The organism is Verminephrobacter aporrectodeae subsp. tuberculatae, assembly GCF_026127385.1.
Taxonomy (GTDB): Bacteria; Pseudomonadota; Gammaproteobacteria; order Burkholderiales; family Burkholderiaceae_C; genus Acidovorax; species Acidovorax aporrectodeae.
In genome coordinates, this window is the sequence record NZ_QZCX01000002.1 from 1200209 (window position 1) to 1223460 (window position 23252).

Genomic DNA, 23252 nt, shown 5'->3' on the forward strand with positions numbered 1-23252 from the left:
CAGGACATTTGCTGGATCCTGAGTACGGAAAAGATGTGCTGCAGCAGAAATTGTGGGAAAAAGTAGTTCCAAGGGATGTATTTATTGGTTTAAGCGAAATTCCAAGCGAAACGCACTGCGAGATTTTAAATTTAAACATTCAATCTGGTAGGTTAACAGAAGATTCATTCAAGGAATTCTGTTTGATCCACGGGCTACCTGACAACTTGCAATCCAAGGAGTCGGCAGCGAAGTTTCTTGAATACATGCGGGGTAGACCATTGGCTTGGATACATCTGCCAATTGATGCCGAACCGACGCTATTGCCATTGATCGTAAAAATCATTTCTGAACTCGGACATATCGTCATTGATCCGGATAACATGACTCCAATCAACTGACGCATGGAAAAAAAGGCTCTATTCGGGGCCGTCATGAAAAGGATGAAAGAAATGGAAGTAATCGCTGGATTTGCTATCTCCCGTGAGGCTGAGAAAAATGAAATATGTTCGTGAGCTTGAGGCTTGGTCGAAGCCGGGACATTTGCTGGATCCTGAGTATGGAAAAGATGTGCTGCAGCAAAAACTGTGGGCGAAAGGAGTTCCAAGGGATGTGTTTATTGGTCTAAGCGAAATTCCAAACGAAAGGCACTGCAAGATTTTGGAATGGACCATTCAATCTGGCGATCTAACAGAAGATTCATTCAAGGAGTTTTGTTTGAGTCGCGGACTGCCTGATAGTATGCAATCCAAGGAGTCGGCAGCAAATTTTCTTGAATACATGGAGGGTAGACCCTTGGCTTGGATACATCTGCCAATCGATGCCGAACCGACGCTATTGCCAATGATCGTAAAAATTATTTCTGAACTCGGGCATATTGTTATCGATCCGGATGATATGAATCCAATCAACTGACCGCAGTGCGTGCGACACTGTTGGGTTTTTTGCTGTGCTTGACGGTGCGCGAACGATTGATGGCAGAAGTGCGATCGGAATGACTGCTGATCTCTATGCAGAGGAGTCCGTGCAATGACAAATTTTGATTTGCTTCCAAAAACTGCTGGTTCAAATGATAAAAAAATACTACCCGATGGTAGTGTCGCTGCATTATTTATATCCGCAAACAAAAACTTGCCTACGCTATATATCCATCGTCCTCCCGGAAGTCAGGATATTAAAATCCGGTATCCCTCAGATCTCTCAGATCCCGCAGCGGAATCTAGAAAAACGAAATATAAATGTGTTCGCGAACTTGATGCTTGGTCGAAGCCACCCCCTGCGTCAGAATAGTTGTCGCCTCCATAGAACCAAAAACTGGGGGCGGCGATGAAGGACAAAAATGGCTCGATACGGACAAACATTCAAGGACAAGGTGGTGGCAAGACTGCTGCCGCCACACAGCGCAACACTGCAAGCGGTTGCGCAGGAAGTTGGCGTTGCAGCGCAAACGCTGGATCGTTGGCGCAAAGATGCGCAGTCCAGCCCCGCCCGAGGGCGGGACTGGACTGCGCCCGCTCGTCTGGAGGCGGTGATCACCACGGCGGCGATGAACGAAGTCAGCAAGAGCGCCTGGTGCCGCGAGTACGGCGTGTACCCCAGCGAATTGGACAAGTGGTATGCCAGTTGCACTACGGCACTGACGGATCCCCAAGATCTGCGCGCCAGCCCACAGACAACGCGTGCTGCTGCCAGGCGCATCAAGGAGCTCGAACGCGATCTGCTGCGCAAAGACCGTGCGCTGGCCGAGACGGCAACCCTGCTGGTGTTGTCAAAAAAAGTCGAGGCGATCTTCAACAAGGGCGAGGCCGCATGATCAGCCTCGAAGATCGCCAAGCCATGGCCCAGTCCATCCACACAGCGCATACCGCAGGCGCGAGGCTGCGCCTGGCCTGCAAGACTGCCGGCATTGATCTGCGCACCCTGCAGCGCTGGCAGGCCCACGCAGGGCTGACGGCAGGCGACGGCCGCCCGCAAGCCGTGCGCCCCCTGCCCAGCCATGCCTTGAGCCCGCACGAGCGGGCCCAACTGCTGGCCGTGGCCAACGAACCGCGCTTTGCAGACATGCCCCCGGCACGCATCGTGCCCATGCTCGCCGACGAAGGCGTCTACCTGGCCAGCGAGTCCAGCTTCGCGCGGGTGCTGCGCGCGCATGGTCAGAACACCCACCGGGGCCGCGCCAAGGCGGTGCACGCCAAGGTAGTTGTCGCCTCATGCACGCAGCCGACCCCCGTGCCGCACGCAGGGTCGCTACAATGCCCGCCGGAGCCTGGACAACTGAAGGTCGATGCGTCAGCCTCAGTTCCCTGCCGACCGGGCAGTGTCCGGTTTGCCACCCGACCCGCCGCTGCGCCATGCTCCCGCGCAATACTGGCAGGGTGGCCGGTGACGTGAGCACACGGCCGGTCCGTTGCCAGAACTTGTGATCTGCAACCCAAGCGAAAGGAATCCACCGTGTTGAAAAAGATACTGCTCGTCATCACCATGCTGTACGCCGCCGCGGCGTTTGCTGCAGCGGACGTGAACAAATCTTCCGCAGCCGAACTGGAGGGAATCAAGGGAATCGGTCCGAGCCTCTCGGAAAAGATCGTCGAGGAACGCAAGAGCGGCGAGTTCAAGGACTGGGGCGATTTCGTCAAGCGCGTGGGCGGCGTCGGGGGAAAGACCGCCGCCAAGTTCTCTGACGAGGGCCTGACCGTGAACGGCAAGAAGTTCAAGGCTGACGCAAAGGACGCCAAACCCGCGGGCGCCAAGGCGGATGAAAAGGCCTCCAAGAAAAAGGCTGCGTCCCCCAAGGCCGCGGCCAGCGCCACCAAATAAGCAAGAAAACGCTGCGCTGGCGGGTGACGAAACTGCGTGCAAGCTTGCCCGATCGCTTGAACCCGGCATTCGTCACCCCCGCGCAGCCCCGCGCGGCTTCGCCCCTGCAACCGATTGGCGTGTTCGACAGCGGCGTGGGTGGTCTGAGCGTGCTGCGGGCGTTGCGCGCCGCCCTGCCGCACGAACGCTTCGTTTACTTGGCCGATAGCGCCAACGCACCTTACGGCGAGCGGGGTGATGCCTACGTGAGCGCGCGCGTGCATGCCATCGCGCACTACCTGCGCGAACGCCAGCACGTCAAGGCGCTGGTGGTCGCCTGCAATACCGCCACGGCGGCGGCGATCCATGAAATGCGCAGCATGCACCCGGACCTGCCGCTGGTCGGCCTGGAGCCCGCGGTGAAACCCGCAATCGCGCTCACGCGCACGGGCCATGTGGGCGTCATCGGCACCCGGGGAACGCTCGGCAGCGCCAAGTTCCGCAGGCTGCTCGCGTCGCTTGCCGACCAGGCGCACTTCGTTCTGCAACCATGCGACGGCTTGGCCCATGCCATCGAGCGCAGCGTAGTTCAGCCACCGGACGCGGCCGCTGAATCCAGCGGGACCGGCGCCCTGTGCGCGCGCTACATCCACGCCATGCCAGCCTTCGGCAAGGCCCCCGGGCAGATCGACACCCTGGTGCTGGGCTGCACGCACTACATCTTCGCGGCCCATGAGCTGCGGGCACTGCTCGGGCCCGACGTGCGCTTCGTCGAGGCCGGCGCGCCCGTGGCACGCCAGACCGGGAAATTGCTGGAGGCTGCGGGCCTGCTGCATCCACCGCCGGGCGGGGCGGGCAGTGGCCAGGCAGCTCAGGAAAAGGACGCCTGCGCAGACGTCCCCCCCATGCGCCTGCTGAGCACCGGCCCGGCGCATGCGTTGCAGGCTGCGGCGCAGCGCTGGCTGGACTTTCCTGCCAGCTGCTGCGAAACGGTCTGCGTGCCCTGATTCCCCTTCTCCGGGGCGGCCGGCGCGTTCAGTGCATCAGTGCAGATGGCGCGGGCGGCGTCCCCCTGCGCCACCATGGCCGGTTCCGGAACCGCCGGAGCCGCGCGGCGACTTACCGATCTCGAGCGAGTTTGTCAACTCGTCAAACCGCTGACTGAACAGCTTGTCGATCTCGGCCACCACGCCGCCCAGTTCGGCGCCGTCAAAGTGGCGCTCCATCATGTTCACCACGTCCTGCACCAGCAGATCACGCTGCACCTGCATGATGGCCGCAGGCGTGGGGCCGACGAACAGCATGATGAAGTCATCACGCGATTCGACGTCGTCGTCCTCATCGGCGTCGTCGTCGTCTTCATCGAAATCGGCGTCGTAGAACGTGACCTCGATGGCTGCGCCCTGCTCGGCCAACTCGTTGAGGGCCATGCACATCTCATCGAGCGACTGGCGAAAGTCTTCGTCGCCGCGCACCGTCCAGCAGATCTGCAGCAGGTGTTCCTGGGAGTCGAACCGGATGCCGGGCTCTTCCTCGTAGGCACTGGCGGCGCCGTCGGCCAGCGAGCGGGCTCCGGCGTACTGCCACAGGGGTTTGAGCGCATCCTGGATCTGGTCGAGACTCGCATCGGCGCGCAGGGGGACCTGTCCGTGGACGTGGATTTCAAAGGGAGCGTTGTAGCTTGGCATGGTGGGATCGTACTGGTTCCCCGGAGCGGGGTCGGATTGCCGCGTGTTTATTGGTTTTGGGGCCGATCTTGGATCTTGGGGGGCGGAGCTCTCTTTGCAGGCGTTTTCTTGGGCCGCCACGATAACCCGATTTTCTCATGTGGCCCATTGGCGCAATACAAAGAAACAAAAATCGTATTTTTCACGGGGTCTGCTGGCGCCTTGCTCAGGCCGCCGCATCGGGGTCGAAGGCTTCCTGGTCGATGAAGCGGCCATGCCGGCGCATCAGCGGCAGGAGGTACGCGTCGGCGTGGCAGCAGCCGGTCTGCCCGGGGTCGGTCTGCAATTCCTTTCCGGCGTGCGCCGGCAGGTGGCCGCCGCCGCGCTCGAGCAACCCGGCCAATGCGCCGTAGCCCTGCGCCCAGGCCTGCGCGTGCGGGAACACGTCGCGCAGGCTGGCCAGGATCTGCATGCCGGCGTAGTCGAGGTCGCCGAAGAAGCGCACGGGCCGGGCGGCGTCGGCGAACAGCCATTCCTCGACCTGCTGGACGCCCGCCGTGGTTGCCGTGGCTGCGGTCGGCGTGCGCACGTACGGCCTGCAGCCTGCGCGCGAACGCAGACGCCTGGCGCTGCCCTTGAACCCTGCGGCGTAGACGAGCAGGCTGGCGGCCCATGCCGGAGCGCGCCGCTCGGCCATGCGCTCGAAGGTGACCAGGTTCTCGATGAACAGCACCTCGCCGAAGGGGCGGTCCACGTCGGGCAGTGCCACGAGAAGCTGGATCGGCGCTTCCTGGAACTGTCCAGGCGCCGCGCCCATCAAGCGCAGCAGTTCCTCCCGACTGTCCAGCACCTTGGAGCGCCCCTGGAAGACCTGCGCCGAGGCCTCGCGCAGCGGGAGTGTCCTGCCGGACAGGCACAGCGCGCGCAAGGCGTCGAGGCTGCGCGTCGCTTCCGCCAACGGCAAATCCTCGACGCAGGCCAGCGGGCTGCGGGCCAGGTAGTCGAGCACGGCCTGTGGCTCGCATGGGACGAGCGACCCGGGCGCGGCCCAATGCGCGGCCAAGTGTTCCAGCCACTGCCTTTGCCAGCGCAGGGCCTGCGGCCGGTAGCCGGCCCAGGCGGCGAGCGCATCGAAATCGCGCAGTTCGAGCCGCGGGTTGCGCTCGGTGAACGCGGCGAAATCCCGCGGCGGGTTCAGCAGCAGCGCCACCCAGCCGGTGGCACACAGATCGTCGAGCAGCATCAGCCACCGTTGCAGTTGCTCCGCGTCGGTTTGCGCGTACAGCTCGGGTGCGCATCGGCGATCCAGCGGCAGGCGCACCCGTGCGGGGCTGCCCGAGCGCTCGGCCCTTTGCAGCAAGGCCTTCGCGAGCCGTTGCAGGAAGGGGTGGGCAGGCAAGGGCATGGGGTCAGGGGTCAGCCCGTGGCCTGCGTGTCCGGCGCCGCCTCTGGCGGCATGTCCCCGGGGGCCTGGTGCTGCGCTGCGTGCACGGCCCGCGCGGCCTCGCGTGCCTGCGCGGCGTGGGCGTCCCACAGCTGGGCCAGTGCCTGCCGGTTGAGCGTCTTCTCCTGTGCCTCGCTGATGAATAGTTCCCGCCCATCGCGGCGGGCCATGACCTTGGAGAAGGTGAACTCCTTGTCGAACTCGGGTTTCACGGCGCCCGACTTGGAGGTGGGCATGGCGACCACGAGTTGCAGGCCCAGCGTCTGCGACAGAAAGCGCAGCACGCTGCGCGAACGCGATTCGTCCATCTTGGAGAAGGCTTCGTCGCTGAGCATCAGCCGCAGCGCGGGGGCCTCGCGCCGCTCGCGGCCGAAATGCCCCAAGGCGTGCGCGAGCACGGCCGAGCGCACGACGTAGAACGGCGTCTCCAGTTCGCCGCCCGATCCGGTTCCCCAGGTGGACAGCCGGGTCTGCCCGACCGGGCTGCTGCGCACGATGTCGTAGCGCCGGTAGTTGCGGTAGTCGGCCAGTTCCCTGAGCGCGCGTTCGCTCGCGCCCTGGTCGTTGGCCAGCAGCAGCCGGCGGATGTCCTCGGCGCTGGCGCGCTGTTCGTCGCTCAGCTGCGGCGCCGCGAAGATCGATCCGCGTTCGCGCTCCAGCCCTTCGACGACGCCCTCGACCGCCTCGAAGAATTCGTAGACCTTCTGCATGCGGGGGATCCAGCTCCATTCGAGCTTGAAGCTGTCGTTGCCGAATCGGATGTCTTGCAGGTAGCGATTGAGCCGTTGCAGCGTGACGGCGCCCTGCTTCACGTCGTCGCGCAGCTTGAAGCAGAAACTGCTGGTGAAGACATGGTTGAAGCTGGCCTCGGCTTCGTGCAGCGATTTGGCGTTCTCGGCCAGACCGATGGCGCGCTGGCGCTGCGTCTGCTCGGCGATGGCGCGCTGGGTCTGCGCAACCAGGGGCAGCAGTTCGTCCAGACGATCGACGCTGCGTGGCGGGTCGGTCCAGGCGAAGCGCTCGGCGTCGTCGCGTGCGCCCGAGAGGTAGCTTCCTACGGCCTGCGCCAACTCGCGCAGCGTGCGCGGCAGGTTCTCGCGCAGGGCCAGGGCGCGGTGGCGCAGGGCGTCGAGGGTGATTTCGGCGTCCTCGGCCATGCCCTCGGCCTGCGCGAGCAACTGCGCCTGCGTGGCCAGTTCGGGAACGGCGCGGGCAAAGCGGGACGCCCAGACGCTGGCGTTGCTGCAGGCACTGTCGAGTTCGGGCAGGCGGGCCCCGAGTTCGGCCTCGCGCCGGCGCAGGCCGCCCAACGCCGATTTGCCCGCGCCGACTTGCTCGCGCTCTTCGCTGTGCTGGACTCTGACGGCTTCGATGCGCTGCTTCAGATGGGCCTGCTCTGCGAGCAACTCGTCGATCGACGACAGGTCCAGTGCCTTCAGCGCCTGTTCGGCGTTGGCGTGCTGCACCTGGCTTTCGAGCACCGCGAGCAGCAGGGGCGCGAGTGGCGTGAACGCTGCCCCGTGGAACATGCGGGCGATGGCATGGAGGGATTGGCGCAGTGCCTTGAGGTCCTGGGTCGCGCGCGCGAGCCGCGCCAACTCATCCTCGCACCACTGCCTGCGCCGCTCGCGGGCGGCTGCGCCAAGGCTCAGTTCGTCGTCGCGCGCCCGGCAGGCGAACATGCCGTAGCCACGGCTGCCCAGCCCTTGTTCCATCAGGCCCTGCGGCGTGCGGGCCAACTCTTCCTCGCTGTCCACCTTGCGCACGCGCCCGTACTGCGCCATCAGGAAGGCGTTGGCCACGGGGTGCTCGCACACCAGCTCGTGCAGCACCGCGCGCGCCTCGAGCTGCCGGCCCTCGGTGTCTTCCATGGCCTTGCGCCCCTGCACGACCTTGGGCGAGCGCACGGGGTAGCGCTGCCTGACCAGGCGCGCGCAGCGCGCCTCGAATCCGGCCTCGACGATGAGCGCAAAGCGGTCGCCCCCCATGTAGCCCTCGATGGCGTTTTGCCAGCGCGTACCGGGACGCGGCTCGACCAACTGCGCGAGCAGGTGCGGGTGGGCCTGCGGCAGTTCCTGCTCGATCAGCGCCACGGCGGCCGTGGCCTCGCGCGCTGCGGGCAACCCCAGGCCGCGCCCCGCTTGCAGCACGCGCAGTTCGGCGTCGAGCTGCCCGGCGTCGTCGGCGATCGATTGCAGGCGCATCCCCACGTCGGCCAGCGCCTGCACCACGGCGCCTTGTACCGACCCTTCGCCTTCGTGGACGCTGCGCTGCAAGCTGGCCAGGTGCGCATCGAAGGTTTCCAGTTCCAAGGCGGGCAGTTCGACGTCGAGTCGGGCTTCGCGCGCGTAGGCCCTGGCCATCACCGGCCAGGGCCCGAGCACGGCCGTGGCCGCCGGGCGCAGAAGTTCCACGGCAGCGGCCAGCGCCGGCACGGCGGACAGGTCCAGCGCCAGCAGCTGTTCGAGCTGCTCTGCCATGCCGCCGATTCCGCGTGCCGCCTCTTGCACGCGCGCCCAGTGCAGGCGGAACTGGTCGGCCTGCAACTGGATCTGGTTGTCCAGCATGGCCTTCTCGCGCGCCACGTCGCTGTCTTCCAGGCGCTTTTCGACCAGCTTCAGCTGCTCGCGCAACTGCGTTTCCTGCGCCTCCAGAGACGCCAGCTTCTCCTGCAACTGCGCTTGCCGTTTGTCCTGCACGGCAATCTGGCGCTGCACCGAGGCCAGTTCGCTCCGGGTATCGCTGCGCGCGCGCAAGGCGTGGGCAATGGTGCTGAGGACGAAACGGCGCGTCTCGTCGAGCGCGCTGTGCGCGCTTTCTGCGGCAGCGTCCAGGCGTTGCAGATTCAGCACCAGCCGATCGGCCTCGGCCTTGAGCGCTGCGATCGAACGCATCAGCTCGCGCATCTTGTCCAGGTCGCGGCTGAAGTCGTGCGGCTCCAGAATCTCGTCGCGGACCAGATCGTTGACGTCGCCCAGTTCCTTGTAAGCCATGGCCCTGACGATGGACTTGGCGGCGCGCACGGCGTCGTTCTCGCCCACCGCAGTCTTTCCCATGAGCGCGCCGTAGAGGTGCTGCAGGTAGCTGCCCTTGTCCGGAAAGCGCTGCACCACGGTGTCCGTCGCGGCCTGCAGGCGGTGCTGCAACTGCACGTAGAGTTCTCTGAGCGGCAGCGGCGAGCGCGTGAGCGCCTCGCCGCTGCGTCGGGCCAGGTGCTCCAGGGACAGCGCCCGGCGGACGATGAGGAACTGGGGCGTCCCCTGGAGCACGGCGCGCAGCCCATCCTCGACGGCCTCGACACCGACGAGTGCCGTGAACGGCGGGGCCTGTTCGCCAGCGCTCCCGGATGCCTCGAACACGATGCCGGCGTAGCTCGTCGAGCGCGCGCGCAGGAACACGCCGTCGGCCTGCTGGCCCAACGCATACGCGGCCAGGGTGCGCGGCTCCTTGGCGCCACGCCGGCTCTGCGTGGATTCGTCCTGGCCGATGTTGAACTGCACCAAGTGCTGGTGGGCGGCGGTCAGCACGGTCTGGATGGCGTCCAGCAGCGTGGACTTTCCCGAGCCCGATTCGCCCGTGAGCAGCACCGTGTCGGCGAAGATCCACTCGCGGTCCTCAAGCGAACCCCAGTGCCAGGTGAGCAGCTTGGCGATCCTCATGGAGCGCGGCTCTCCTGCGCTGCGGGGGCAGAGGCGGCGGGCGCCTTGTTCCCGGCCAGGCGCAGCGCGTCCTCCAGCGCCTCGTCGCTGACGAAGCTCATCACGGGCCGCAGCACGGCCAAGCCCATCTGCATGTCGCCTGCGTCGGCGCCTTCGATGAAATGCAGCACCCGGTGCTTGCGCAGCTCGCGCAGCAGCGCCTGGCGTTCGCTGGCGGACGCAGGAAGGCGGTGCGCGAGCAGCGAGACCACGGTCTGCGACAGCTCTTCGAGGCTGATCGCCAGGCGTTCGTCGACCAGTGGCCGGCGCCCGGTGAGCGCCTCGGTGTAGAGAAAGCGCAGCGCGATCACCGCGGCCACGAAATCGCGCGACAGGCGGGCGCGCAGCTTGCGGACTCCGTCCTCCTCTTCCTCTGCGCCGCGCTCACCGGGGGGATACAGGCGCAGCAGGCGCGCGTCGGCGTCGTGCACGAGCGCGAAGCCGATGCAGTTGAACCATTCGCGCAGCAGCTGTTCGCACTGCAGCGCGTCGTCGTACAGCGCGGCTTCGGGGCGCGAATGATCGCGCCAGAGCACGCCGCTGGCCAGCAGGCGGCCGGCCAACTCGGCGAAGCGGGTTCGCTCGACGTTGCCCGAGCCCTCGGTGCTCAGGCGCTGCTCGATGAACTGGGAGAGCGATTGCAGCATGCCCGTCAGCGGTGCCCGGGCGCGTCGGCCTGCACGGGGGTTTGCACTGCGGCGTCGAGTTCGTAGTCGTCGGACTCGAAAAAAGCGTTGCGCAGCCGATCGGCGCACTTGCGCGCGCGCATCAGGTGCCGGCCCTCGGTCGAACGCGCCGCGCCCACGGCGTGCAGCACGCGCACGACGTCCTCCGCGGTCGCCACCGGCAGTGCGGCCAGCCGGAGCGGGCCCTGCGCGAGGCGGGGCAGAAGGCCTTGCAGCACGTCCTGGTCGCTGAAGGCAAAGGCCTCGGCCTCGGCGCGGCGCAGGGCCGCGTCCAGGCGGCTTGCGGCGTCCACCACCAGGGGAGACGGTTCGGCCACGGGCGCCTCGCGGTCGCGCACCGTCCAGCGCAGCAGGCCCCCAGGCAGACGGACTTCGCAGGTGGCCAGGCGCGCGGCGAGCGCGTCGAGCAGCAGTTCGCGCTGCGCCGCGGGGCGGTCCTTGAGCCAGGCCATGCTGCGGCCCAGCGCGGATTCGGCGCCGTAGTCCAGCGACAGCGCCTGGCGCAGCAGGCTGGTGAAGCGCCGCACGTAGTTGTTCATTTCCGAGCGGAGCATCGGCAGCTTCAGGCTGCACGCCGCGTGCACCATGCTCTCGATGCGGTCGCTCAGCCACAGCATGGGGCTGCGGCCCTGCGCCTCCTGCTCCAGCCAGGGCGCGCGCTGCAACAGATGGCCGTCCACCTGCGCGCGCAGGTCCTCGGCGAGCGCGCGGACCTCGTCCAGCGTCTCGGTGATTTTTCCGCGGTGCCGCTCGGCGGAGTCGGCCACCAGGCGCACCGCGTATTCGCGGGCGAAGCGCTTTTCGACGAACTCGTTGAACTCGCTCCAGGCCACCTTCTGCGCCAGGGCCTCGCGCGTGAGGCTCTGGATCAGCTGGCGGAAATACTCGACGTCGTCCTGCAGGTCCTGCACCACCCGGCTGGCGAATTCATGGGCGTCGAGCAATTCGTCGGCGTCGTGGGCATCCAGAAAGGCGAGCAGCGCCTTGCGCGCCGAGCGCATATTGCGCTGGCGCGTCTTGGTGCGCGAATCGTCCAGTCGGGCAAAGGTTTCGCTGAAAGCCTTTCCCGCGCGGCTGAGCTTGAGCGTCGGCCGCAGGTCGATCGGGTCGCGATAGTCTTCCAGCCAGCCGTGCTCCCTGAGCTTGCGCAGCAGTTCGCTGGCGTAGCTGCGTTCCTCTTCGGCCGGAACCGATCGTCCGGCGTCGAAAGCCAGCGCGCGCAGGGCGGGATCGGCCAGTGCGCGCAGGACCACCCCGAGCACCACGTCCCGTGTCAGCGCTTCGGCGTAGTCCGCGTTCGCGCCGTGCACCCGTTCGTGCAATTGCCGCAGCACCGCCGCGCACAGTTCGCGGTTGTCATGCGTGAGCGGACGGAAGAAATGCTCGTGGGGGGGTGTGAAGAACTGCATGCGCGCGTGCTGGCCGGTACGGGTCGGGCATCCACCTTGCCAGCCAAGCCCGATTCCGGACTCAGAACCGGATTCCCGCGGGATTGCTGGGCGTCGTGGGGGCCTCGTTCACGGGAGGGGGCGTGCGCTGCTCTTTGCGTGCGCTTTGCGCGGGCGGTTTGGCCGCCGCCGACGCCGGCTCCACCGGCTTCGCGGCGACGAGCGGGCTTGGCGTGGGCCGGCGGTAGTTGCCCGGCAGCTGCGATTGCTTGGGGTAGCCTGCGGCGTCCAGGTACTGCGTCCAGTCCCCGTCAGAGAAGCCCGCCAGGCGCTGCCCGCCAATCGTGCCAAAGGGCAGGTTGGTGCTTCCGCTCAGGCGCTGGAGCGCCTCGATGTCTTCGTTGCTGGATACGGTGCGCTCGGTGAATGGCACGCCGCGTGTGAGCAGAATATTGCGCGCGCCGTCGCACGGCGTGCAATCGCTTCCGGTGTAGAGCGTCACGGGAAAGCGGGTGCTGATTTGGCGCAGCTCGTAGGGCAGTGCAGCGTTGGCAGACGGGTCGGCGTCGGCGGGCGCGAGGCTGCGCATGGTCTGCTGCGCGGGGGCATCTGCCGCAGGGCGGTCCGAGAAAGTCACCTTGCCGTCCGGCCCGACGATGCGGTAGACGCCCTGCGCCTGGGCGCTGGCGCAGGCCAAAACCATCAGCCAGGGAGCCAGGAAGGGGGGGGTGAACAGGGGTCCGTGCATGATCATGCTCCTCATATATTTCAGTGCGTGGGGCGGGCGGTACGCAATGCGTTCGGGGCCGCGGGTTCAGGGTTCAGGCGCCCACCCCTTCCTCGGCCATTCCCTGGTGGCGCAGCAGCGCATCCAGGCGGGGTTCGCGGCCCCGGAAGGCCTTGAAGGATTCCATCGCGGGGCGGCTGCCGCCCGTCTCCAGAATCGCCTGGCGGTAGCGCCGGCCCGTTTCGACGCTGGGTCGGCCATCGCTGTCCGCGGTTTCTTCGAAAGCGGCGTAGGCGTCGGCGCTCAGCACCTCGGCCCATTTATAACTGTAGTAGCCTGCGGCGTAGCCGCCGGCAAAGATGTGACTGAACGTGTGCACGGGCCGGCTGAAGGGCGGCGGCGCGAGCACGCAGACTTCGTCGCGCACCTGCGCGAGCAAGGGCATGCAGTCCTGGGTCGGGTCGTGTTCGGTGTGCAGCAGCATGTCGAACAGCGCAAATTCAATCTGGCGCAGGGTCTGCATTCCGCTCTGGAAATTCCTGGCCGCAAGCATCCTGTCGAACAGCGCGCGCGGCAGCGGCGCGCCCGTGTCCACGTGCGCGGTCATGTGCTCGAGCACGCTCCACTGCCAGCAGAAGTTTTCCATGAACTGGCTGGGCAGTTCCACCGCGTCCCATTCCACGCCGAAGATGCCGGACACATCGCGTTCGTTCACCTGCGTCAGCATCTGTTGCAGTCCATGACCAAATTCGTGGAACAGGGTGATGACGTCGTCGTGCGTCAGCAGCGGTGGCCTGCCATCCACCCCGGCGGCGAAATTGCACACCAAGTGCGCCACCGGCGTTTGCAGCGCGCCGGTGTCGGGGCGCAGCCAGCGGGTGCGCACAACGTCCGCCCAGGCGCCGCCCCGTTTTCCCGTGCGCGCGGGTTGGTCCAGATAGAACTGGCCGAGCAGTTGGCCGTCGCGTTCGATGCGGTAGAACTCGACGGCAGCGTCCCATGCGGGGGCGCTGTCGCGGCGGATGGAGACCTCGAACAGCGTCTCGACGATCCGGAACAGGCCCGCGAGCACTTTGGGCGCCGTGAAGTATTCCCTGAGTTCCTGCTCGCTGAACGCGTACCGCGATTGCTTGAGTTTTTCGGCGATGTAGTACCAGTCCCAGGCCTGCGGATCGTTCAGGCCCAGATGCGCGGCCGCAAACGCGCGCAGGTCGGCGAGGTCCTTTTGCGCATGGGGGCGCGCACGGCGCGCCAGATCGCGCAAGAAGCGGATCACCTCGGCGGGCGATTGCGCCATCTTGGGCACCATGGACAGTTCGCCGAAATTCGCGTAGCCGAGCAATCGGGCTTCCTCGCGGCGCAGCGCGAGGATCTCGCCGATGAGCGCGGTGTTGTCGAATTTCCGGGAGTCGCCTTCGGCCTGGTCGGAGGCGCGCGTGGCGTGCGCGCGGTAGAGCGCCTCGCGCAGTTCCCGGCGCGCGGCAAATTGCATCACGGGCAGGTAGCAGGGCATCTTCAGCGTGAGCTTGCAGCCCTCCCGGCCCTCGGCCTGCGCCGCCGCCCGGGCCGCTTGCTGCACGTCGGCGGGGACGCCGTCGAGTTCCTCGGCCGTGACGTAGCAGGCAAAGGCGTCGGTTGCGTCGAGCGCGTTCTCGCTGAACTTCTGGCTCAGCTCGGCCTCGCGTTCCTGGATTCGGGCAAAGCGTTCCTTGTCCTCGGCGTGCAGCTGCGCGCCGCCGAGCACGAAGTTGCGCAGCGCGTTGGCATGCGCCTGGCGTTGTTCGGACGACAGCGCCGCGGGGTCGATGGCCTGGTACTTCAGGTACAGACGCGTGTCGGCGCCCAGGCGGCTCCAGAACTCCGTCACGCGCGGCAGGGCCGCGTTGTAGGCGGCGCGCAATGGCGGCGTATCCGCCACGCTGTTGAGGTGCTCGACGGCGCCCCAGGCGAGCAGCAGCTGTTCCGTCGCCACGTCCAGAACCTGCGCGATGGCGTCCCAGCGCGCCGGGAAATCGGCCGCCGTGACGCGCTCCAGCGCCTGGTTCGCGCGCTCCAGAAGCAGGTCCATCGCGGGTTCGACGTGCTGCGGCCGGATGCGGTCGAATGCGGGGAGTCCGGAGAAATCAAGAAGGGGGTTGCTCATGCGAAGTCGGATGCATTCAGGAGGAAGGGAGGAGGGCGGCGGCGCGGCGCTCGGCGGCCTGGATGGTGTTTTCCAGCAGCATGGTAATGGTCATGGGGCCAACCCCACCCGGGACAGGGGTAATCCAGCCGGCGACCTCTTGGACGCGGTCAAAGTCCACGTCGCCGCAGAGCCGGCCATCGACCCTGCGGTTGATTCCTACGTCGATGACGATGGCGCCCGGTTTCACCATGTCGGCCGTCAAGGTGTTGGCCCGTCCCACGGCGGCGACGACGACGTCCGCCTGGCGCGTGTGGTGGCCCAGATCGGGCGTTGCGCTGTGCGTGAGCGTGACGGTGGCGTTGGCCTGGAGCAGCAACAGCGCCAGGGGTTTGCCGACGGTGTTGCTGCGCCCGATGACGACGGCGTGCCGGCCCGCGAGCGGTTGGCCGGTGGACTCGATGAGCTTCATGCAGCCGCAGGGTGTGCAAGGGCGAAACCCTTCGAGGCCGGTCATCAGCGCACCGGCGCAGAGCGCGGAGTAACCGTCCACGTCCTTGGCCGGAGAAATCGCCTCGATGACCCTGTGCGGATCGATGTGCCCGGGCAGCGGCATCTGCACCAGGATGCCGTGCACGCCGGGGTCGGCATTCAGCGCTGCGATGCGTTCGAGCAGCGCGGCCTCGCCCAGGCTGGCGTCGTATTTTTCAAGGATCGAACGCAGTCCGTTGTCCTGGCAGGCCCGGACCTTGTTGCGCACGTAGACCGCAGAGGCCGGGTCTTCGCCCACCAGGATCACGGCCAGAGCAGGCTGCTGGCCGTGCGCCGCAAGCTGCGCGGCGCGCCGTGCCAGCGCGCTGCGCAGTTGCCGGGAAAGGGCGTTGCCGTCGATGCGTTGGGCTGTCATGCTGAAAATAAGGATGGAAAACCTGCGCGCGCTCTCTGGGACCTCGCGCCGCACGCCATCAGACCGTCCATGGGTGTTTGCTGCGCGTCCGAGGCGCCATGGCTGAGGCCGTCAGCTTTTGACCGCGTTCTGCCCCAGCGCGATCTTGAGCAGGTCGGCCACGGTGTTGGCGTTGAGCTTTTCCATGATGTTCGCGCGGTGCGCTTCCACCGTCTTGATGCTGATTCCCAGGTCGTCCGCGATCTGCTTGTTCAGACGGCCCGCGACGATGCGTTCGAGCACCTGCGTCTCGCGGCTCGTGAGCTTGGACAGCAGCGCGTCGCGGCTTGCCGCCTGCTGGTAGCCGGCGAAGGCGTCGAGCGCGCGTTCCAGCATGCGTTCCACCAGCGAGACCAGTTCCTCCTCGTCGAAGGGTTTCTGGATGAAGTCCTGGGCGCCCTTCTTCATGGTGTTCACGGCCATGGGGACGTCGCCGTGGCCCGTGATGAAGACGATGGGCAGCGGCGATTTGCGCTCGAGCAGGCGGTCTTGCAGTTCCAGCCCGGTCATTCCGACCATGCGGATGTCGACGATCAGGCAGGCGACCTCGCGCGGGTCGTAGCGCGAGAGAAAGGTCTCGGCCGAATCGAAGCAGCGTACCCGGTAGTCTTTGCCCTCAAGCAGCCATTGCAGCGAATCGCGCACCGCCTCGTCGTCGTCGACGACGTAAACCGTGCCCTTTTTCGGTATCAAACTCATGCAGCAGTCCTTGGGGTTTGTTCGTTCGCTACGGTATTTGTAGTGACGTCGGAAGTCCCGGCCGGGGGTAGCCAGAAGGAAAACCGACAGCCTGTGACCTCCGATCCATTGTAGAGGTTCTGCGCCTGCATCCTTCCCTGGTGCGACTCGACGATGCTGCGGCATAGGTTCAGGCCCATTCCCATGCCCTCTTGCTTGGTGGAGAAAAAGGCTTCGAACAGCCGCTCGAGCACCTCGGGCGCGAGGCCCTGGCCCGTGTCCTGCACCGAGAACTCGACCACCTCGCGCTCCTCGATGCGCTTGGGCAGAACACGCAGTTCCACGCTGCGGTTGGGCATCGGGCGGTTGGCGTTCTGGATGGCTTCGGCGCCGTTCTTCATGAGGTTCACCAGCACCTGTTCGATCAGGATGGTGTCCGCCATCACCGGCGGCAGGCGCGCCGCCACATAGTGCATGAGGCGCACGTTGTGCCGGCGCAGTTCGATGTCCGCGAGTTCCACGGCCTCGTTGACCATGGAGTGCACGCTCGCGAGCGCGCGGTTGGGCTCGCTCTTTTTCACGAAGGAGCGGATGTGCTGGATGATCTGGCCCGCGCGCTGGGCCTGGTGCGCGGTCTTCTGCAGGGCGGCGAGCAGGGCTTCTTCGCTGAGCTGTCCGCTCTGGATGCGCGAGACCATTCCGCTGCAGTAGTTGTTGATGGCGGTGAGCGGCTGGTTCAGCTCGTGCGCCACGCTGGACGCCATCTCGCCCATGGTGATCAGGCGGCTCACCGACTGGGCGCGCTCCGCCTGGCGTTCCGCCTGTTCCTTGGCCAGGCGCCGCGGGGTGATGTCCGTGGCGATCACCATCTGCGCGAGGCGCCCGTCAACCCAGTTCAGGTAGCGCGAGCGCACCTCGATCCATTTGCCCAGGTCGGGCAGGTAGATCTCGGCGTTCTCTGTGCCCGCGCTGGTGAGCGTGTCCGTCGGCAGGCCCATCAGGCCGTCCTCTTCGTCCATCCCGCTGTGCTCCTTGCCCGCGATCGGAAGCACGCCGGCCTGCGCCACCAACTGCAGGTGTCCGCCCGTATGCGAGCCAAACCATTGGCGGTACAGCTTGTTCGCAAACAGCAGCTCTTCGCTGCCCAGCGGGGCCACCGACACCGATGCGTCCAGAGATTCCAGCACGATGGTGAAGCGCTCGTGCGACGCCGAGAGCTGCTCGCGGATGCGGTTCGGCTCGGTGATGTCGGTCATCGACGTCATCCAGCCGGTCTGCTGGCCGTGCGCGTCGATGAGCGGCGACACGTACAGCCGCGCGTCGAACAGCGTTGCGTTCTTGCGCTTCACGCGCACCTGAAATCCGCCAGCCGTGGTGTTGCCGCGCAGTTCGTCGCGCAGCTTGGCCTGCAAGGTCTCGTGGTCGGCTTCCGGCCAGTAGGGGAAAGGGGCCTCCAGGCCCACCAGTTCCTCCGCGCTCCAGCCCGTCATCTGGCAGAACGCGGCGTTTACATAGCGGATGCGGCCTTCCAGATCCAGCGCGCGCATTCCCGTGAGCATGGAGTTCTCCATCGCCCGGCGGAAGTTGGTTTCGGCGACCAGCGCCTCCTGCGCCTGCATGCGGCGGCGCGTGTGGCGCCAGGTGGCGATGAGCATCCAGGCGGTCATTGCGCTGAGCGTTCCCACGAGCCAGAACAAGCTGCTGCCGACCATGCCCAGGGAGGTGCGGTAGGCCTGCGCGCGCAGCACCAGGCCGTTGCCCACGGGGGCGATGGGCACTTCGTACTCGTTGGCGTGCGGGTTCCAGGAGAGCAGGCGGGTGGCCTTGTTGCGCGGCGCCAGGGGCGTTCCGGCGAGCACCTGGCCCTGGGCGTCGAGCAGCGTCACGGCGTAGCGCGCCAGCACCTCGGTGGGCGTGCCGTAGCGCAGCAGGCTGTCGATGGAGTATTCGGCCAGCACCACGCCGCTGAACCGGCCCTGGTTCGTCAGCGGCACCTGCAATTGCAGCAGCGGGACCACGCCGTCCGGGGTGCTTGCAGGCTGGGCGTACACCGCCTGCTGCAGATCCCGCGCCAGACCCAGGGTGTTCGCCGTATCGCCGGGCTTGAGCACCTCGCCGGCGATGCGCAGTTCACTGCTGGCCAGGGTGGGCGCCGCCTGGCTGGCGCGGATGCGGCGGCGCTCGTCGATCCAGGTGATGGCCTGGAGTTCGGGGTACTGGCTGACCAAGGCCTCGGCACGGCTGGTGAACTCTGCGCGGCCGAGTTCCTGGTTGGACAGGTCGCGCGCGACGCGCATGATCTGTTCCTGCCGCTCGAGCAGGCGCAGGCGCAGGCGCTGTTGCGCGTATTCCACATCGCGCCGCAGGGCCTCCTGTTCGCGCTCCACCTCTTCGGCGCGCAGATACCAAAATGCTGCAACGATGGCGGCCAGAAACATCAGCACCGCAGCCAGTGGGGCAAGGGCCGCAAACCGGTCCTGCCGGGTCGGCGACAGGCCGCGCCACCACTTGCGCCACCAGCGCAGGGGCGCAACCACGGTCGCGGCGCAGGGCACGTGGGGCATGGGATCCATCTCCCGAGTGTAGGGGGACTGCCGCATGGGGCCAGCGGGAGAATCAGCGTTTCGAATGAATTATCATTATGTGGAATTGCCAACACGCTATTTGAAATGCGGAAGAATATGCGACACTAGCCGCCAGCACACCGGATTGCTGTCCAACGAAGGAGACAAAGCATGTCAGCTCAGCCCGCCCCCCAGGCCGGAAACGGCATCGCACCCGCCGCCGACACCGACGCGCAGGAAACCCGTGAATGGCTGGACGCGCTGTCCGCGGTCATCGACCGGGAAGGCGCCGAACGCGCGCACTATCTTCTGGAGCAACTGCTGGAGCACGCGCGGCAAAACAGCATCGACATGCCGTTTTCGGCGAACACGGGCTACGTGAACACCATCGAACCCGCGCAGGAAGCGCACTGCGCCGGCAACATCGCCATCGAGAAGCGTCTGCGCGCCTATATGCGCTGGAACGCCATGGCCATGGTGGTGCGCGCGAACCGCCTCAACCCTGCCGACGGCGGCGACCTCGGCGGCCACATCGGCTCCTTCGCGTCCGTGGCGAGCATGTTTGGCGCGGGCTTCAACCATTTCTGGCACGCCGAGAACGAGAACCACGGCGGGGATCTGCTCTACATCCAGGGCCACAGCGCGCCGGGGATCTACGCGCGCGCCTATCTGGAGGGGCGCCTGAGCGAAGAGCAGCTGGACAATTTCCGCCAGGAGGTCGATGGCCGGGGCCTGTCGAGTTATCCGCATCCCAAGCTCATGCCCGAGTTCTGGCAGTTTCCCACGGTGTCCATGGGCCTGGGGCCGCTGCTGGCGATCTACCAGGCGCGCTTTCTGAAGTACCTGCAGGCCCGCGGAATCGCCGACACCGAAAAGCGCAAGGTGTGGGTGTTCTGCGGTGACGGCGAGATGGACGAACCCGAGTCGCTGGGCGCAATCGGCCTGGCGGCGCGCGAGAATCTGGACAACCTGATCTTCGTGGTGAACTGCAACCTGCAGCGCCTCGACGGCCCGGTGCGCGGCAACGGCAAGATCGTGCAGGAGCTGGAGAGCGAATTCCGCGGCAGCGGCTGGAACGTGATCAAGCTGCTCTGGGGCGCAGGCTGGGACGCGCTGCTGGCCCGCGACAAGAGCGGCAGGCTGCGCCAGCTGATGATGGAAACGCTGGACGGCGACTACCAGGCCATGAAGGCCAACGACGGCGCCTTCGTGCGCAAGAACTTCTTTGGCCGCTACCCCGAGACGCTCCAGCTCGTCGAGCACATGAGCGACGAGGAAGTCTTCGAGCTGCGCCGCGGCGGCCACGAGCCGACCAAGGTCTACGCCGCCTTCCACGCGGCCAACCAGCACAAGGGCCAGCCCACGGTGTTGCTGGTCAAGACCATCAAGGGCTACGGCATGGGCAAGGCGGGCGAGGGCCGCAACACCGTGCACCAGACCAAGAAGCTCAGCGACGAGGACATCCGCTATATCCGCGACCGCTTCAGCATTCCGATCCCGGACAGCGAACTGCACAAAATTCCGTACTACAAGCCTGCCGACGACACGCCCGAGAGCAAGTACCTGCACGAGCGCCGCCGGGCGCTGGGCGGCTATCTGCCGAAACGCCGCGTAAAGGCCGACGAGCATTTCAGCGTTCCCGCGCTCGACAGCTTCAAGGCCATCCTGGAGCCGACGGCCGCCGGCCGCGAGATCTCCACCACGCAGGCCTACGTGCGCTTCATCACCCAGCTTCTGCGCGACCCGGCGCTGGGCCCGCGCATCGTGCCGATCCTGGTTGACGAGGCGCGCACCTTCGGCATGGAGGGGCTGTTCCGCCAGATCGGCATCTACAACCCCAAGGGCCAGCTGTACACCCCGGTGGACCGCGACCAGGTGATGTACTACCGGGAGGACAAGGCCGGCCAGATCCTGCAGGAGGGAATCAACGAGGCCGGCGGAATGTCCAGCTGGATCGCTGCGGCGACCAGCTACAGCACGAACAACCGCATCATGCTGCCGTTCTACGTGTACTACTCGATGTTCGGCTTCCAGCGCATCGGCGACCTGGCCTGGGCCGCGGGCGACATGCAGGCGCGCGGCTTCCTGCTGGGCGGCACCTCGGGGCGCACCACGCTCAACGGCGAAGGCTTGCAGCACGAGGACGGCCACAGCCAGATCCTGGCGAACACCATCCCCAACTGCGTGAGCTACGACCCGAGCTTCGCGCACGAGGTGGCGGTGATCATGCACCGCGGCATCGAGCGCATGGTCGGGCAGCAGGAGAACGTCTTCTACTACATCACGCTGCTCAACGAGAACTACTCCATGCCCGGGCTCATTGCGGGAACGCAGGAGCAGATCGTCCAGGGCATGTACCTGTGCCAGCCCGGCGCCGAAGGCGGCAAGCGCGTGCAACTGCTGGGGTCGGGAAGCATCTTGCGCGAGGCGCTCGCGGCGCAGACCCTGCTCGCCGCCGACTGGGGGGTGCAGGCCGACGTATGGAGCTGCCCCAGTTTCAACGAGCTCACGCGCGACGGCCAGGACGCCGAGCGCTGGAACCTGCTGCACCCGCTGGATACGCCGCGCCTGCCCTTTGTTGCGCAGCAGCTGGGCGCCAGCGCCGGCCCGGTGGTCGCGGCCACCGATTACATGAAGGCCTACGCCGAGCAGATCCGTCCGTTCCTGCCCAAGGGCCGCAACTACAAGGTGCTGGGCACCGACGGCTTTGGCCGCAGCGACTTTCGCAGCAAGCTGCGCGAGCATTTCGAGGTGAACCGCCACTACATCGCCGTGGCCGCGCTCAAGGCGCTGAGCGAGGACGGCGCGCTGCCCGTAGCCAAGGTGGCCGAGGCGATTGCCAAGTACGCAATCCAGGCGGACAAGCGCAATCCGCTGCACGCATAACCCAACCGGAGACGAGCAATGGCATTGCTAGACATCAAAGTTCCGGACATCGGCGACTTCGACGAGGTCGGCGTGATCGAACTGCTGGTCCAGCCCGGCGACACCGTCCGGGTCGAGCAGTCGCTGGTCACCGTGGAGTCGGACAAGGCGTCGATGGAGATTCCTTCGAGCCATGCCGGCGTGGTCCGGGAACTGCGCGTGCAGCTTGGCGACAAGGTCCGGGAAGGTTCCGTGCTGCTGCGGCTCGAAGTGGCTGACGCCGCGGCGGCTCCCGCACCCACGCCCGCGACCGCACCCACGCCCGCGACCGCGACGACACCCACGCCCGCACCGGCTCCCGCCGCAGCCCCGGTGGCCGCGCCCGCAGCCACCGGCCGCATCGAGGTGCGGCTGCCCGACATCGGCGATTTCAAGGACGTGGCCGTCATCGAGCTGCTCGTCCAGCCTGGCGACAGCGTCAAGCCGGAGCAGTCGCTGTTTACCGTGGAGTCCGACAAGGCGTCGATGGAAATCCCCTCGCCCGCGGCCGGCGTGGTCCAGGCGCTCAAGGTCCGGATCGGCGACCGCGTGAACATCGGCGACCTCGTGGCCCTGCTCGAGGGCGCGGCAGGCAGCGCGCCGGCGCCCATGGCTGCGGAGGCTGCGGCCGGTGGTGGTGCAGCCCCGCCCCCCGCCGTGGCGGCGACGGCAACGGCACCGGCCGCAATGCCCGCGCACCGGCCGGAGACGCCAACGGCCGGTCTGCCGCATGCGTCGCCCTCGGTGCGCAAGTTCGCGCGCGAGCTCGGCGTGCCCATCGAGGAAGTCCCGGGAACGGGCCCCAAGGGCCGCATCACCCGGGACGACGTGCAATCCTTTACCCGGCAGGTCATGCGCGGCGCCACGCAGACCAAGGCGCAGGCCGCGCAGGCGGGGGGCTCCGGTGCGGGCCTGGACCTGCTGCCCTGGCCCAAGGTGGACTTCGGCAAGTTCGGCCCCGTCGAGCGCCAGGAGCTCGCGCGCATCAAGAAGATCAGCGCGGCGAACCTGCACCGCAACTGGGTGCTCATTCCGCACGTCACGAACCATGACGACGCGGACATTACCGAGCTCGAGGCCTTCCGCGTGCAGTTCAACAAGGAAAACGAGAAGAGCGGCGTCAAGGTCACCATGCTCGCCTTCATGGTCCGCGCCGCCGTGGCCGCGCTCCGGAAATTCCCCGGGTTCAACGCCTCGCTCGACGGCGACCAACTGGTGCTCAAGAACTACTTCCACATCGGCTTTGCCGCGGACACGCCGGGCGGCCTGGTGGTTCCGGTGATCCGCGACGCGGACCAGAAGGGCATCGTCCAGATTGCGCAAGAGATGGGCGAGCTGTCCAAGAAGGCGCGCGACGGCAAGCTCGGCCCGGCGGACATGACCGGCGGGTGCTTCAGCATCTCGTCGCTGGGCGGAATCGGCGGGCGCTACTTCACGCCCATCATCAATGCGCCCGAGGTCGCGATCATGGGCGTGTGCAAGAGCCGCACCGAGCCCCAGTGGGACGGCAAGCAGTTCGTGCCACGCCTGATGCTGCCCCTGAGCCTGAGCTGGGACCACCGCGTGATCGACGGCGCCGCAGCGGCGCGCTTCAACCAGTACTTTGCCTCGCTGCTCGCGGACCTGCGCCGCATCGTCATGTAACAACGAAAG

16 protein-coding genes and 1 pseudogene are annotated in these 23252 nt (G+C 66.4%); 7 read left to right on the forward strand and 10 right to left on the reverse strand.

Going from position 1 to position 23252, the window contains the following annotated elements; genetic code table 11:
• Positions 1 to 35 precede the first annotated feature (35 nt).
• From D5041_RS13525 to murI, 5 genes and pseudogenes are all read left to right on the forward strand, one after another.
• Positions 36 to 380, forward strand: a complete 345-nt coding sequence (locus D5041_RS13525; protein ID WP_265284926.1) for a hypothetical protein — start codon at positions 36 to 38, stop codon at positions 378 to 380.
• A 97-nt stretch (positions 381 to 477) separates the two neighbouring features.
• Complete coding sequence (locus D5041_RS13530) at positions 478 to 894, forward strand: hypothetical protein (RefSeq protein WP_265284927.1); 417 nt, start codon at positions 478 to 480, stop codon at positions 892 to 894.
• Positions 895 to 1318: 424 nt separating this feature from the next.
• Positions 1319 to 2163 (forward strand): annotated as a pseudogene (locus tag D5041_RS13535) (IS3-like element ISAzo10 family transposase); the annotation flags it as partial.
• Positions 2164 to 2430: 267 nt separating this feature from the next.
• A complete protein-coding gene (locus D5041_RS13540) occupies positions 2431 to 2796 on the forward strand; it encodes a ComEA family DNA-binding protein (RefSeq protein ID WP_265281123.1) in 366 nt (121 codons plus the stop codon).
• A gap of 56 nt (positions 2797 to 2852) precedes the next feature.
• Positions 2853 to 3782, forward strand: coding sequence for a glutamate racemase (gene murI / locus D5041_RS13545; protein ID WP_265285097.1), 930 nt, complete (start codon positions 2853 to 2855; stop codon positions 3780 to 3782).
• 36 nt (positions 3783 to 3818) lie between these two features.
• On the opposite strand, the gene D5041_RS13550 is transcribed toward murI, so the two are convergent.
• The 10 genes from D5041_RS13550 to D5041_RS13595 all read right to left on the reverse strand — a co-directional run bounded on the left by D5041_RS13550 (position 3819) and on the right by D5041_RS13595 (position 18704).
• The gene (locus tag D5041_RS13550; RefSeq protein ID WP_265284928.1) at positions 3819 to 4463 is read right to left on the reverse strand and encodes a DUF6806 family protein; all 645 of its coding nucleotides are present in this window, start codon (positions 4461 to 4463) and stop codon (positions 3819 to 3821) included.
• 205 nt (positions 4464 to 4668) lie between these two features.
• On the reverse strand, positions 4669 to 5847 hold the full coding sequence (locus D5041_RS13555) for a Wadjet anti-phage system protein JetD domain-containing protein (protein ID WP_265281120.1): 1179 nt from the start codon (positions 5845 to 5847) through the stop codon (positions 4669 to 4671).
• An 11-nt stretch (positions 5848 to 5858) separates the two neighbouring features.
• Entirely contained in the window at positions 5859 to 9545 is a 3687-nt protein-coding gene (locus D5041_RS13560; RefSeq protein ID WP_265284929.1) for an SbcC/MukB-like Walker B domain-containing protein, read from the reverse strand.
• Positions 9542 to 10231 (reverse strand): DUF4194 domain-containing protein, encoded by a 690-nt coding sequence (locus D5041_RS13565; protein ID WP_265281117.1) that lies wholly within the window; start codon positions 10229 to 10231, stop codon positions 9542 to 9544. The genes D5041_RS13560 and D5041_RS13565 overlap by 4 nt, the downstream gene beginning before the upstream one ends.
• Positions 10232 to 10236: 5 nt before the next feature.
• On the reverse strand, positions 10237 to 11679 hold the full coding sequence (locus tag D5041_RS13570) for a Wadjet anti-phage system protein JetA family protein (protein ID WP_265284930.1): 1443 nt from the start codon (positions 11677 to 11679) through the stop codon (positions 10237 to 10239).
• A 61-nt stretch (positions 11680 to 11740) separates the two neighbouring features.
• On the reverse strand, positions 11741 to 12406 hold the full coding sequence (locus tag D5041_RS13575; protein WP_407702269.1) for a DUF4124 domain-containing protein: 666 nt from the start codon (positions 12404 to 12406) through the stop codon (positions 11741 to 11743).
• A 73-nt stretch (positions 12407 to 12479) separates the two neighbouring features.
• Entirely contained in the window at positions 12480 to 14528 is a 2049-nt protein-coding gene (locus D5041_RS13580; protein WP_265284932.1) for a M3 family metallopeptidase, read from the reverse strand.
• A gap of 16 nt (positions 14529 to 14544) precedes the next feature.
• Positions 14545 to 15414 (reverse strand): bifunctional methylenetetrahydrofolate dehydrogenase/methenyltetrahydrofolate cyclohydrolase FolD, encoded by an 870-nt coding sequence (folD, locus tag D5041_RS13585; protein ID WP_265284933.1) that lies wholly within the window; start codon positions 15412 to 15414, stop codon positions 14545 to 14547.
• Positions 15415 to 15525: 111 nt separating this feature from the next.
• A complete protein-coding gene (locus tag D5041_RS13590; RefSeq protein ID WP_010102979.1) occupies positions 15526 to 16152 on the reverse strand; it encodes a response regulator transcription factor in 627 nt (208 codons plus the stop codon).
• Positions 16149 to 18704, reverse strand: coding sequence for a PAS domain-containing sensor histidine kinase (locus D5041_RS13595; protein ID WP_010102981.1), 2556 nt, complete (start codon positions 18702 to 18704; stop codon positions 16149 to 16151). The genes D5041_RS13590 and D5041_RS13595 overlap by 4 nt, the downstream gene beginning before the upstream one ends.
• Before the next feature lie 162 nt (positions 18705 to 18866).
• Here D5041_RS13595 and aceE point away from each other — a divergent pair, with 162 nt between their 5' ends.
• Positions 18867 to 21581 carry a pyruvate dehydrogenase (acetyl-transferring), homodimeric type gene (gene aceE / locus D5041_RS13600; protein WP_265257051.1) on the forward strand — a complete coding sequence of 905 codons (2715 nt, stop codon included), beginning with the start codon at positions 18867 to 18869 and terminating at the stop codon, positions 21579 to 21581.
• Positions 21582 to 21599: 18 nt separating this feature from the next.
• Entirely contained in the window at positions 21600 to 23243 is a 1644-nt protein-coding gene (aceF, locus tag D5041_RS13605) for a dihydrolipoyllysine-residue acetyltransferase (protein ID WP_265284934.1), read from the forward strand.
• Positions 23244 to 23252: the final 9 nt, after the last annotated feature.